The 13,202-nt window shown below is 56.9% G+C and carries 12 protein-coding genes; 11 read left to right on the top strand and 1 reads right to left on the bottom strand.

The genetic code is table 11. The features are described from left to right. A partial coding sequence (locus ACR0NN_RS19845) for an AbrB family transcriptional regulator (protein ID WP_480685362.1) occupies positions 1 to 1,009 on the bottom strand: 1,009 nt, incomplete at its 3' end. 77 nt (positions 1,010 to 1,086) lie between these two features. Here ACR0NN_RS19845 and ACR0NN_RS19840 point away from each other — a divergent pair. The 11 genes from ACR0NN_RS19840 to ACR0NN_RS19790 all read left to right on the top strand — a co-directional run bounded on the left by ACR0NN_RS19840 (position 1,087) and on the right by ACR0NN_RS19790 (position 13,177). Continuing rightward, on the top strand, positions 1,087 to 1,767 hold the full coding sequence (locus ACR0NN_RS19840) for a GntR family transcriptional regulator (protein WP_170724716.1): 681 nt from the start codon (positions 1,087 to 1,089) through the stop codon (positions 1,765 to 1,767). A gap of 10 nt (positions 1,768 to 1,777) precedes the next feature. After that, the gene (gene tcuA, locus ACR0NN_RS19835) at positions 1,778 to 3,172 is read left to right on the top strand and encodes an FAD-dependent tricarballylate dehydrogenase TcuA (RefSeq protein WP_170724713.1); all 1,395 of its coding nucleotides are present in this window, start codon (positions 1,778 to 1,780) and stop codon (positions 3,170 to 3,172) included. After that, on the top strand, positions 3,162 to 4,229 hold the full coding sequence (tcuB, locus tag ACR0NN_RS19830; protein WP_170724710.1) for a tricarballylate utilization 4Fe-4S protein TcuB: 1,068 nt from the start codon (positions 3,162 to 3,164) through the stop codon (positions 4,227 to 4,229). The genes tcuA and tcuB overlap by 11 nt, the downstream gene beginning before the upstream one ends. A gap of 177 nt (positions 4,230 to 4,406) precedes the next feature. Next, the gene (locus ACR0NN_RS19825) at positions 4,407 to 5,438 is read left to right on the top strand and encodes a GlxA family transcriptional regulator (protein WP_480685360.1); all 1,032 of its coding nucleotides are present in this window, start codon (positions 4,407 to 4,409) and stop codon (positions 5,436 to 5,438) included. 121 nt (positions 5,439 to 5,559) lie between these two features. Beyond that, the gene (locus tag ACR0NN_RS19820; RefSeq protein WP_170724703.1) at positions 5,560 to 6,699 is read left to right on the top strand and encodes a ring-hydroxylating oxygenase subunit alpha; all 1,140 of its coding nucleotides are present in this window, start codon (positions 5,560 to 5,562) and stop codon (positions 6,697 to 6,699) included. Between the two features lie 85 nt (positions 6,700 to 6,784). Continuing rightward, positions 6,785 to 8,320 (top strand): choline-sulfatase, encoded by a 1,536-nt coding sequence (betC, locus tag ACR0NN_RS19815; protein WP_170724701.1) that lies wholly within the window; start codon positions 6,785 to 6,787, stop codon positions 8,318 to 8,320. A 1-nt stretch (position 8,321) separates the two neighbouring features. Further along, entirely contained in the window at positions 8,322 to 9,116 is a 795-nt protein-coding gene (locus tag ACR0NN_RS19810; protein ID WP_170724700.1) for an SDR family oxidoreductase, read from the top strand. 10 nt (positions 9,117 to 9,126) lie between these two features. Continuing rightward, positions 9,127 to 10,062 (top strand): 3,5-dioxohexanoate:acetyl-CoA acetone transferase, encoded by a 936-nt coding sequence (gene kce / locus ACR0NN_RS19805; RefSeq protein ID WP_170724698.1) that lies wholly within the window; start codon positions 9,127 to 9,129, stop codon positions 10,060 to 10,062. An 11-nt stretch (positions 10,063 to 10,073) separates the two neighbouring features. Next, positions 10,074 to 11,495 carry an aminobutyraldehyde dehydrogenase gene (locus ACR0NN_RS19800; RefSeq protein ID WP_170724696.1) on the top strand — a complete coding sequence of 474 codons (1,422 nt, stop codon included), beginning with the start codon at positions 10,074 to 10,076 and terminating at the stop codon, positions 11,493 to 11,495. A 6-nt stretch (positions 11,496 to 11,501) separates the two neighbouring features. Continuing rightward, positions 11,502 to 12,251 (top strand): SDR family oxidoreductase, encoded by a 750-nt coding sequence (locus tag ACR0NN_RS19795; protein ID WP_170724693.1) that lies wholly within the window; start codon positions 11,502 to 11,504, stop codon positions 12,249 to 12,251. Beyond that, positions 12,251 to 13,177 (top strand): 3-hydroxyacyl-CoA dehydrogenase NAD-binding domain-containing protein, encoded by a 927-nt coding sequence (locus ACR0NN_RS19790; RefSeq protein WP_170724691.1) that lies wholly within the window; start codon positions 12,251 to 12,253, stop codon positions 13,175 to 13,177. The genes ACR0NN_RS19795 and ACR0NN_RS19790 overlap by 1 nt, the downstream gene beginning before the upstream one ends. Positions 13,178 to 13,202 lie beyond the last annotated feature (25 nt).

The following is a 13,202-nucleotide window of genomic DNA, read 5'->3' as shown; positions in this document are numbered from 1 at the left end:
TGATCACCAACACGATCCGTGTCAGATGGTGCGTGATGACAAAGCCCAGGTCGGCTCCTGAAACGATGGCCAGAACTGTCATTTCGGCTTGCCCACCTGGCGCGAAGGCCAGGAACGCCTCAATCGGTTGGCCAAATCCCAATGTGGTGACAACCGCAGTAAAGGCCGCCGCAAGCACGGCCAAAACGACCACATAGGCGCACCCCGCCGCCACGACTTTACGCAACTCGACCCACGTAACGCCGACAAACTTCACTCCGATCCCGCACCCGATAAAGAACTGCGCTGCAAGGATCGCTTCACGTGGAGGGCGGGTGTGGATAAAATCTCCCAAAGATAAAGCAGCTGTCAGAATCATGGGGCCGAGGATTGAGGCTCCGAACAGGCCAATTCGCTCGCCACCTTTCCAGCCGATGAATGCCGCCAGAACCATCAGCGCTAACTCATGCAGCGGTAGATCGCGCGCGGGCTCACCGATCGGATTGGTCAGTTGCGCATCGTAGAACACCGTTAGAAACAGCGGTCCCAGAGTTACGATGATCAGAACGCGCGTGCCGTGTATCAACGACAAGGTGCGCGGGTTGGCCCCGGCCTCGGTGCCGAAGATAATCATATCCTGCAGCCCGCCGGGCATGGCCGCGTAGAATGCGGTTGTCGCGTCAAACCCCCATAGCTTGCGGAAGAACGGTACGCCGACCAGAGCGATCAACAGAATGAAGAACGGCACCAGCGCAATGGATGCTGCCATCTTCGGCAGTTCCGTGAAAAGGGCCGGGGTGATCGAAGCCCCCACGGCCACACCCAAAATGGTGCGGGCCGCGACCGAAATCTGCCCGAAACCCTTCATCGGTGCATGAGCTAACGCGGCAATAAGACATGCGCTCATCGGGCCAAACAGGAATGGCAAAGGCAGCCCCAACAGCCAAAAGGCACCGGTGCCCACCACGGCAAGCCCGAACGTGACAGCTCGTTTTCCCAAATCTGAGGGTTTGTTGTTCTGGGCAGGCAAGACCGTGATCCAGTATGGTTGACTCGCAATGTATCCAAATGTATACAACTGGACGCAAAATGACAAGAGAGCCCGCGATGACGATCCAAGACGCCTCCTTACAGCCTGGCCCGCAAGGCAATTCTGCGTATCAGCGTCTGCTGGAGGAGATTCGCGATGGCATCCTTTTGCCCGGTGATCGCCTGCGCGAGACGGAACTTTCCGAGAGGCTGGGTGTCAGTCGCACTCCGGTGCGTGAAGCCATCCGGCAACTGGAGGCTGACGGGCTGGTGACGCATATCCCCCGGCAGGGCGCAACGGTGCGAAGCCTGGATTATGCCGAGGTGATGGAGCTTTATGAGATGCGCGCCGTGCTAGAGGGCACTGCAGCCCGTCTGGCCGCACGGGCCGCATCGGACGTCGAATTAGATGAGTTGGACGTGCTGAATGACCGCTTGGCCGAGGCGGGCACAGGCCCTGAGGCCGCGCGGATCAACCGGATATTCCATGCGACGCTTTTGGATGCGGCCAAGAACCGGTTTCTCGCGAAATCGATCATGTCTCTGCAAAAGGCACTGTTGATCCTTGGACCGTCCCAATTGCTGGACGGTGAACGCGCCGAGGCCGCCGTGGCCGAACACAAACGCATCATGGTCGCCCTGAAAGCCCGCGATGGCGCGGCAGCCGAGACTGAAATGCGGGCGCATATCCAGGCCGCGCAACGCATGCGCATCCGCGCCTTGCAAGCACGTGATCGTACGATTGACGAAAACCGATAGGTAAACAGGAATGGCCACCCAAAAGGAAGCTTATGATATCGCTGTGATCGGCGGAGGAAACGCCGCCCTCTGTGCCGCGATGACCGCCGCCGAAGCCGGTGCCCGCGTCTTGATACTCGAGACAGCGCCCAAACCCTATCGCGGGGGGAACTCGCGCCACACGCGCAATTTTCGCTGCATGCATTCGTCCCCTTTGGGGCCGTTAGTCGATAAGTACAGTGAAGACGAATACCTCTCGGACCTGCTCAAGGTCACTGATGGCAAAACCGATGAGCATCTGGCCCGTCTGGCAATCCGCACGTCTGAGGAATGCTTGCCGTGGATGGAGGAACACGGTGTCCGATTCCAGCCATCGCTTTCCGGTACCCTATCGCTAGCGCGGACCAATGCCTTCTTTATGGGCGGCGGGAAGTCTCTGGTTAACGCCTATTACCGGACGGCTGCGGGATTGGGTGTGGATGTCTTGTACGAGGCCGCCGTCACGCATCTTGAGTTGAACGATGACCGGATCGAATGGGTGGACTACACTTACGAGGGTCAATCCCACCGGATTATGCCCAAGGCGGTCATCGTTGCATCGGGTGGGTTTCAGGCTGACACGGATTGGCTAACCCGGGCCTGGGGGGAACCTGCCAAGAACTTCTTGATCCGGGGTACGCCCTATAACCGAGGTGTGATTCTGGCGGACCTTCTGGACCAAGGGGTTGAGAGCGTCGGTGATCCAACCCAATGCCACGCCGTTGCCATCGATGGACGCGCGCCAAAGTTTGACGGCGGCATCGTCACGCGTCTGGACTGCGTACCATTCTCTATCGTCGTGAATAAAAACGCTGAGCGTTTCTATGATGAGGGCGAGGATGTCTGGCCCAAACGCTACGCGATCTGGGGGCGACTGGTGGCGGCGCAGCCGGATCAGGTGGGCTATGTCATCATCGATGCCAAGTCGCTGAACCTGTTCATGCCGTCGGTGTTCCCACCGCTAAAGGCGGACACGTTGGAAGAACTGGCTGGGATGATGGACTTGCCTGCCGACAAGCTGAAGGCCACGGTTGCTGAATTCAACGAAGCATGCGGCGATACCAGCGCATTTCATCCGACCGAGTTGGACGGGGTCACGACCTCGGGTTTGACCCCGCCCAAGACCAACTGGGCGCGTCCGATCATCGAGCCGCCTTTCTATGGTTATTCGCTGCGCACCGGCGTGACCTTCACTTATCTCGGATTGAAGGTCGACGACTCAGCCCAATGCTCGACTCCCAAAGGAAAGATCAAAAACCTTTGGGCCGCCGGCGAGACGATGGCCGGTTCGATTCTGGGGCAGGGGTATCTTGCAGGCTTCGGCATGACCATTGGAACTGTTTTTGGACGTATCGCAGGACGTGAGGCCGCCGCTTATGCAAATTGATCTTATACAAGAAGCGCGCCGTCAGGCCGAAATTTGCAATGCTTGCCGGTACTGCGAAGGCTATTGTTCGGTCTTTCCATCGCTCCACGCCGAACGCACATTCTCAGACGGTGATATCACGCAGTTGGCCAATCTCTGCCACAACTGTCGAGGCTGCTATTATGCTTGCCAGTACACAGCCCCGCACGAGTTTGACCTGAACCTGCCGAAGGTCTTGGCCGAGGTTCGTCGGGACAGTTGGGAAAGCTTTGCCTGGCCGCAGCCGCTGGCGCGACGGTTCCATACCCATGGTGGTGCCATAGCGCTGGCGCTGGTCGTTGGCTTTGCCCTGTTGTTCTGGGCCATTCGCGCAATTGGATCGAACGGAGGCGAGGGGTTTTACGAAGTCCTGTCACACAACGCGATGGTCGCGATCTTTGCGCCCGCGTTCCTGTTGCCTCTGTTCAGCATCGCCATCAGTCTGAGGCGTTACTGGACCGAAGTTGGCGGCAAACCCATCCAAATGTCTGATCTGGCTGCTGCGTTCCAGCGCGCTGGCAAGATGCAGGATTTGGCAGCCGGGCACAAAGAGGGCTGTAACTTTGAAGATGAAGACCGGTTTAGTCAGGGCCGACGTCACGTCCACCACGCCATCATGTATGGCTTCCTGCTGTGTTTTGCGTCGACTTCGGTGGCAACAGTTATGCACTATGTTTTCGGAATGTATGCGCCATATGGGTTCTGGTCTTTGCCGAAACTGTTTGGAGTATCGGGAGGTATCCTACTGACTGTCGGTTGCGGAGCCATGGTTCTGCTCAAGCAGAAATCTGATCGAGAGCTTGGCGATCCTTCTGCTTGGGGCGGCGATATCGGGTTCGTCTTGTTGCTCGGGTTTGCCGGGTTCAGCGGGCTGGTTCTCTATGCCCTTGGTTCAACGGCTTTGATGCCCGCACTGTTGGCTATCCACCTCGGGTCGGTTCTGACCTTTTTCCTGCTGACACCCTACACCAAGATGGTGCACGGGTTTTACCGCCTTGCAGCGCTGGTTAGAGATGCGCAACGGAAGCGAGGCGCATAGGTCATTGATGAGCGGACGCCTGTGGTTATTTTCGATGCTCCAATACTCAAATTATTCGACACCGCATACGCCCGCAGAAAGTCAATCTTGCTAGAACGCGTTCGTCTGGGCATGGTCATGAGTGTCAGAAGCCGGTGTCGAACCTCTGCTTCTTAACTATAGGTCAGGAACGCAGATGTGAAATCTAAGGCAAATCAGGATCAGGCCACCGTTCAACTGAAGATCATTGTGACCCAAGGCTTTAATCTGGCTGCCACGATGAGCTTCATAGATCCCTTTCGCGCAGCTAACTATCTTGAAGGCAAACCCCTTTTCAACTGGGGGCTCTATTCGGAATCAAATGGATCATGCCTCTCAAGCAGTGGCGTCAGTGTTGCGACCAAAGCAGTGCATGAAATGCCGGATGTTTGGGAAGGAATACTTCTGGTTTCCTCAAGCTGGACCCCCGAAGCCCATGCGACACCGGCGCTGTTGTCAAAGCTCCGAAAGGTCGCGCGCAGGAACATGGTGATTGCGGGGATCGATACAGGCGCGTTCATTCTGGCCGAGGCTGGCCTGCTCAGCGGGCGAAGCGCTACGGTGCATTATGAACATATGGATGCCTTTCAGGAACTTTATCCGGATGTAACCTGTACCGAGGCGCTATTTGAATTTGATGTCGATCGGCTCAGTTGTTGCGGCGGGGCTGCATCAGTCGACTTTGCGTTACACATCCTGCAGGGTACGCATGGCAACGCAGTCGCCAACGCGGCGGCGCGCTATGTCTTTCATCCCACCCTGCGCGAGCGGGGCGCGCCACAAAACCCGCAACAGGCCGAGCCATTGGGCGCGCATGTTCCTGCCTCGGTGCGCCGTGCGATCAAGGTAATGGAAGAAAACCTGGAAAATCCGATGCCGATCGGTGAACTCTGCCGAGAAGCGAAGATTTCGCAACGCCAGCTTGATCGGATGTTTGCAAAATACGTTCAGAAGGCGCCTAAGCTGTACTATCGCGACATCCGGCTGGATCGGGCGCGCGGTTTGGTCACTCAGACATCGCTTCCGATGTCAGAGATTGCTATCGCATGCGGATTTTCTAGCCAAGTCTACCTTAGCCGCGCCTATAAAGAGCGATTTGGCCTACCGCCAAGCAAAGATCGGATTGAAGGACGTGTCCCGTTTGAGTTCCGCGCATGGCCGATGCACCGTAGCCCAATGCGTGAAGAATAGTTGTCCATTTAATGACAAAGTATGGCCATTCAGGTAAAGTCTGACACGCACTCTGAAGGCAAAATATCTTCATCCGGTGGATCATGAATCACCACCCGACTGCGATTTGATGAGGATCACCATGACCGACCTGCCATCAGCAAAGGAATTCGCGTGCATCGATCAGGGGTTCGATGATAGTGCCTCGCGTTCGATGTCTTTGCGCAAAGAGGCTTATGTCGAACCGGCTTGGTACGCTGCTGATTTGCAAGCGATCATCGCCAAGACTTGGCAATGGGTTTGCCATGTGGAAAAGCTGCACGCGCCGGGGTCGTATACGACGGCCGAAATTGCGGGACAGCCTATTGCCGTGGTGCGCGATCGTGAAGGCGTACTGCGGGCATTTTATAACGTTTGCAAACACAGGGCGCACGCGCTTTTGTCTGGCGACGGAAACGCCACCCGGATCATGTGCCCCTATCACGCCTGGGTTTATAAGCTGGACGGTGCGCTGGTTCGAGCGCCAGAGACCGACAATTTGGAGGATTTCTCTCCCAAGGATATTTGCCTTGATCAGGTGCAGGTCGAAGAATTCTGTGGCTTCATCTATGTCAATCTGGATCCAGATGCGGCACCCCTGGCTGAGATAACAGGGGACTTGGCCACGGAAATTCGCCATTGGGCCCCGGACATTGATCAACTGACATTTGGCCATCGGCTGACCTATGACATCAAGTCGAACTGGAAGAACGTCGTCGATAATTTTCTGGAATGCTACCACTGCCCAACTGCGCATAAGGACTTTTGTGAGCTGGTTGATATGGACACCTACAAGGTGACCACCCACGGCATTTATTCCAGTCATATGGCCGACGCGGGCAAGACCGAGAACAGCGCCTATGATGTGTCGAACGCAACGGTGAAAACGCATGCGGTTTGGTGGCTGTGGCCGAACACCTGCATCATGCGATACCCCGGCCGGTCGTCGATGATCATCCTCAATATCATCCCGGCGGGTCCGGACCGGACGCTTGAAACCTATGATTTCTTTCTCGAAACGCCTGAACCGAACGAGGCCGAGGTTGAGACCATCCGTTATCTGGACGAGGTTCTGCAGGCCGAGGATATCGCCATTGTCGAAAGCGTTCAGAAAGGGATGACGACGCCGGCCTTTACCCAAGGCCGTATTGTGAATGACCCTGATGGCTCGGGCAAATCCGAACATGCGGTGCATCATTTTCATGGCCTTGTTTTGGATGCGTATAAGCGGATCGCCGGATGACAGCCCCTCGAAAACCCATGCGATTTGAACCGCCGCCCATTTGAGGCAGTGTTCAAAGAGGATGTGGCCAACAGGGAAAACGAATATGCCAAAGCAGCCCAATATCGTCGTCGTGATGGCAGACCAACTCGCCCCACATTTCTGCGGTGCATACAGTCACCCGGTCGCAAAGACGCCTCATATGGATGCGTTGGCCGAGCGGGGAACGCGGTTTGACGCCGCTTATTGCAACTCACCGCTCTGCGCCCCGTCCCGGTTTGCATTCATGTCGGGCCAGTTGATCAGCCGCATCGCGGCCTATGACAATGCTTCGGAATTCCGAGCTTCGGTTCCAACTTTTGCCCACTATTTGAAAGCATTAGGGTATCGCACCTGCCTAAGCGGCAAGATGCATTTTGTCGGCCCGGATCAAAAGCACGGATTTCAGGATCGCGTAACAACCGATATTTATCCGTCCGACTTCGCCTGGACCCCCGATTGGGAGGCCCATGATGAGCGGATCGACAAATGGTACCACAACATGCAGACGGTCAAGGAAAGCGGTGTCGCCGTGGCGACGTTTCAGACCGACTATGATGACGAGGTCGGCTTTGCCGCGCGGCGCTGGCTGATCGACCGGGGCAGGGACAGGGCGCAGGGCGATGACGACCCGTTCTGCCTGGTGGCGAGTTTCATCCATCCTCACGATCCCTATGTAGCGCAGCCCGAGTGGTGGGATCGGTATTCCGATGAAGAAATCGACATGCCTGATCATGTGTTGCGCGCAGAGGATCAAGACCCGTTTTCGCGCCGATTGATGGACGGCATTGAAGCCAGTTATGTGCCGCTGAGCGATAAAGAAGTCCGGCGTGCCCGGCGCGCCTATCTGGCCAATGTCAGCTACTTCGATAGCAAACTTGGCGAAATCGTACGGACACTCGAAGACATCAACGAACTGGACAACACGATTGTGATCGTAACCGCAGACCATGGCGATATGCTGGGCGAGCGCGGTTTGTGGTACAAGATGAACTTCTTTGAACACTCCGCCCGTGTGCCATTGATCATGGCCGGGCCGGGTGTGGCGCATGGCGTTGCAGAAAACGCGTGCTCGCTCGTCGATCTGTTGCCCACCTTTGTCGAGATTGGTGGCGGTGATGCGGTGATGTTTGGCGAGCCGGTCGATGGGCGATCTCTGCTGCCCCTAGCTCGAGGAGAGCATGACCCCATGGATGAGGCCATCGGTGAATACTGCGCCGAGATGACACCCTATCCAGTGCTCATGATCCGGCGTGGTGTGTACAAATACATCCATTGCGATGTCGACCCACCGCAGCTGTATGATCTGAAGGCTGACCCATCCGAGATACGCAATCTGGCGAGCGATCCTGCCTATTCAAAAGTGGCGAGAGCCTTTGCGGCTGAGGTCCAAGAGCGGTGGGACAGCGAAAAGCTACGCGCTGACGTCATGGCGACACAAAAGTCACGCCGCGCCCTGCATGCCACGATGGAGGCCGGAGCCGGAGAGCACTGGGACTACAACCCGCCCTCGGACCCCAGTCAGCAATATGTACGAAACCACATGGATTGGACCGAAGCCGCCGGACGCTATCGGTTTCCTCCTTTGAAAGACAGGGATTGAGATGAAGCTGCAAGGTAAGACCGCGCTGGTCACGGGTGGCCGTGGTGGCATAGGCCGGGCCATTGTCGCCCGCTTTCTGCGGGAAGGGGCCAGGGTCTACGCGGCTGATCTGACGCCCCAAGGCTCTTTGTCCGCGCATGACGATGACGGCAGCCGGTTTCTTTCGATGAATGTGGCGGACGAGCAGGCGGTGATTGCTGCGATGGCCAGGGTTCATGAGGAATGCGGCCAATTGGATATTCTGGTCAATGCCGCGGGTATCGAGATTGAAAAAACAATCGAAGATACGACGCTGGAAGAATGGAACAGATCCTTTGCCGTGAACTGCACCGGCACGTTTCTGACATCCAAATACGCGCTGCCCTTACTGCGAGCGGCTGCAAAAACCGGCACCAGCGCGTCCATTATCAATTTCGGTTCTTATGACGGCTTCATCGCCGATCCCGGGCTGGCCGCCTATTGCGCCACCAAGGGCGCAGTACATGCGTTGACCCGCGCAATGGCCTGTGATCACGGGCCTGAGGGCATCCGCGTCAACGCCATCTGCCCCGGCTATATCGACACCCCCATGCTGCAAAGCTTTTTCCAGGGCGATGGGTCCGGCGCTGGTGGTAAAACCATCGACCAGTTGCAGCAAGCCGTGCGTGATGTGCACCCCATGCGCACCTATGGCACGCCTCAAGATATCGCAAATCTGGTCAACTGGCTGGCCTCGGACGAGGCGCGCTATGCCTCGGGTCAACTTTGGGTTCTGGACGGTGGGCTTTCCGCGCAGGTCCAGCAAATGAAGCTTTAGGGGCGGGGCCATGGCAAAACAGAAATCAGTCATCATCACCTGCGCCCCAACTGGCGGGATTCACACGCCCACCATGTCCGAGCACTTGCCGATTACACCAAGCGAGATTGCCACCGCCAGTATCGAGGCGGCCGAGGCCGGGGCTTCGATCATTCACCTTCATGCGCGCAATCCAGAGGATGGGCGCCCCGATCCCGACCCGGACCTGTTCATGGAATTCCTGCCGCGGATCAAGCAGGCGACTGATGCGGTGATCAATGTCTCAACCGGGGGCGGGCTGGGCATGTCGCGTGAAGAACGGTTGCGGGCTGCCGTCACCGCCTCGCCCGAAATGGCAAGCATGAATATCGGGTCGATGAATTTCGGCATCTTCCCGATGAAACAGAAATACACGCGGTGGAAACATGCCTGGGAGCCTGAGTTTCTGGACATGACTCGGGATTTCATTTTCAGAAATACGTTTGCTGATATCGAATACTGCTTGAAAGAGCTGGGGCAGGGGCATGGCACCCGGTTTGAGTTTGAATGCTATGATCTTGGGCATCTCTACAACCTGGCTTGGATCAGGGATCAGGGTTGGATCGAAGGGCCGATATTTGTCCAGATGGTGTTTGGCATTCTGGGTGGCGTTGGCGCTGATCTCGACAATCTGATGCACATGCACACCATTGCCAACAAGTTGTTTGGGGACTCGTACGAATGGTCGGTTCTGGCCGCAGGTCGTCATCAGATGCCATTCACGACGCAAAGCGCCTTGTTGGGTGGAAATGTCCGCGTCGGGCTCGAGGACAGCTTGTATATCGGACCGGGTGAAAAGGCTGTTTCCAGTGCGCAGCAGGTAACAAAGATCCGAAGCATCATTGAAAACTTGGGCCACACCGTGGCCACTACGGCCGAGGCGCGTGATCGTCTCGGGCTGAAGGGTGGCGATCAGGTCGCGTTTTGACGGAGGGACACATGCAAACGAACCTTTTGATCAATGGTGAACTTGTTCCGGGTGATGGTGAGGCGATCGCGATCGTGAACCCCGTCAATGGGGAAGAGATCACTTCGATCGCAGCGGCCTCGGCGGAACAGGTGGATGCCGCCGCCGCTGCCGCGCATGAGGCATTCGAGAGCTATGGTCAGATCAGCCCCGCAGAACGGTCTGCGTTGCTAACCGCCATTGCTGATGTCTTGGAGGCCAACGCTGAAGAGCTTGCCGAGCTTGAAAGTCTGGATGTCGGCAAACCCTGGCCATCAGCCTTGGACGATGAAACTCCGCTAACCTTGGATACATTCCGGTTCTTCGCAGGTGCGGCCCGTACTTTGGGTGGCGTTGCTGCAGGGGAATATGTGGCGGGCCACACCTCGATGATCCGTAAAGATCCGGTTGGCCCTGTGGCCGCCATCGCGCCCTGGAATTATCCGTTGATGATGGCCGCGTGGAAACTGGCAGCACCTCTTGCTGCTGGATGCACGGTGACCTTGAAACCATCGGAAATGACCCCGCTTTCAACACTTAGGGCGGCGCAACTGATCGCAGAAGTCGTGCCGAAGGGCGTGGTCAACGTTCTCAATGGTACCGGCGATACTGTTGGCCAACAACTGATCAACGATCCGCGCAACGAGGCTATCACCGTGACCGGATCAAACGCCACCGGTCGTGCAGCAATGCAGGCAGCATCTCGTCAGATCAGACATGTGCATCTTGAACTGGGCGGCAAAGCACCCGTGATCGTGTTTGACGACGCCGATATTGATGCCGTTGCCGAAACCGTGCGGTATGGATCGTTCTTCAATGCAGGTCAGGATTGTGCGCAACCCTGCCGCATCATGGTCGCTGAGGCGGTATACGACAAGGTTTTAGCCGCCATCGTAGATCAGGTTGGCCAGATCAAATTGGGGGCACCAAAGGCCCAAGGGATCGAGATGGGGCCAATCGTGTCTTCGGCCCAACGAGACAGGGTCGCCGGATATGTGGATCGTGCTCGGGCAAGTGCAGAGGTTGTCCTGGGTGGCAAACCGGTTGAGGGACCGGGCTTTTTCTATGAACCCACTGTCATTGCGGACGTGGATAATGATGCCGAATCCGCTTGCACCGAGATATTCGGGCCCGTCGTAACCATCTCGCGGTTCAAGGATGAAGAGGACGCATTGCGGATCGCCAATAGCGGATCCTACGGGCTGGCCTCATCCGTTTGGACGCAGAACTCCGGCCGGGCAATGCGAATGTCTTCAAAGCTGCGCTATGGTTTCACCTGGGTGAACACGCATGGCGTTGCAACGCCGGAAATGCCCTGGGCTGCGATGAAATCTTCAGGAACAGGATGCGACATGAGCGTCTATGCATTGGATGCCTATACGGCGGTTCGGCACGTCATGATCGCACACGGGTGAGGAATTATGGAAAAACCAACCGTAATCGTAACAGGCGGCAGTCGCGGCATCGGGCGCGCAATTGTCGATCGGTTTCTGGCCGATGGCGCGAGTGTATTAACCTGCGGGCGCGGGCCGCGCCCGGGTGATATTGCTGAGGATGTTCTGTGGCAAACGACGGATGTCTCAGAACCCGATCAGGCAAATGAACTGGTCGAGCTGGCGGCCAAGACGTTTGGCCAGGTGGACCATCTGGTCAATAACGCAGGGGTTCAGGTCGAGAAATCAGTGGCTGACAGCTCGGACGCGGATTGGGACTTGGTCATGAACGTCAATTGCAGAGGCGTTTTCAATATGTGTCGGGCTGTGTTGCCTCAGATGAGCCTACATGGCGGCACCATAACCAACATCGGATCGATCTCGGGTGTGGTCTCTGACCCGTCTATGGCGCTGTACAATGCGTCCAAAGCCTTTGTTCACGGTCTGACGCGATCCATAGCCGTTGATCACGGCCCCAAGGTCCGCTGTAACGCCGTGCGACCAGGGTGGATCATGACAGAAATGGCCGAGGACGCCTTTGCCCTGGCCAAGGACCCACAGGTCGCGATGGATGACGCCTTGGCCCGCCACCCCGTTGGCCGCTTTGGTCAACCAGCGGACATTGCGAATATGGTGGCATGGCTGGCATCCGATCAAGCTGCTTATGTGTCAGGTGAATGCTTCACTGTGGATGGCGGCATGACGGCGGCGTCTCCTCTCAATCCGGGTTTGTTTTGATGAAGTATCCTCACACAGCGTGCCTGGGCGGCGGCGTCATTGGAGCGAGTTGGGCAGCCCTTTTTCTGGCCTCGGGACGCTCTGTCGCCCTGTTCGACCCTGCGGCAGACGTGGAAAAACGTGTCAGGGAGTATATCGAGAATGCTTGGCCAACACTGACCGAACTGGGGCTTAACGAAAACGGAAACCCGAACGCCATCACCTTTCATGCGACTGCTGCCGAAGCGGTGGCAGGTGCCGGGTTCATTCAGGAAAACGTACCAGAACGGCTAGCAATCAAAACCGCCACATTTGCAGAGATCGAGCCGGTTCTGGATCGCGATGCCATTGTCGCCAGTTCGGCCTCGGGCTTGATGCTAAGCCAGATGCAGTGCGGCTGGGCAAATCCTGCGCGTTTCGTATTGGGGCATCCCTTCAACCCTCCACATCTTATTCCGCTGGTCGAAGTCATGGGCAACGATCTGTCGGATGAAGAGGCCGTAGCTGATGCAGAAGCGTTTTATCAGTCCATTGGCAAGGTCACGATCCGACTGCGCAAAGAAAAGAATGGACATGTGGCCAATCGCCTGCAAGCCGCAATCTGGCGCGAAGCCATTTCCCTTGTGGTCGAAGGCGTGGCTTCGGTCGAGGACGTGGACAAAGCCGTATGGGCAGGCCCCGGCTTGCGCTGGGCGGCCATGGGCCCGACGATGCTGTTCAACCTTGGCGCAGGGGAGGGTGGACTACAATCCTTCTGCGATCACTTCGCGGAGACCTTTAATGGTTGGTGGGACGATTTGGGTGAAGTCACGCTTGACCAGCAAACAGCCGATATCCTGATCAGAGGTATCGCAGATTCCGCACGCGGCAAAACCCCTGCAGAACTGTCCGCTGAACGGGATGCGCTTATCACCGCGATGCAGAAATCCACGAGAGATTTGCGCTGATTCACTGTGCTCTTTCTACGGCCTA

The organism is Ruegeria sp. BA2 (assembly GCF_056539605.1).
Note: the sequence above shows the minus strand (reverse complement) of the source record. Positions and strands in the feature narration are given on the sequence as shown.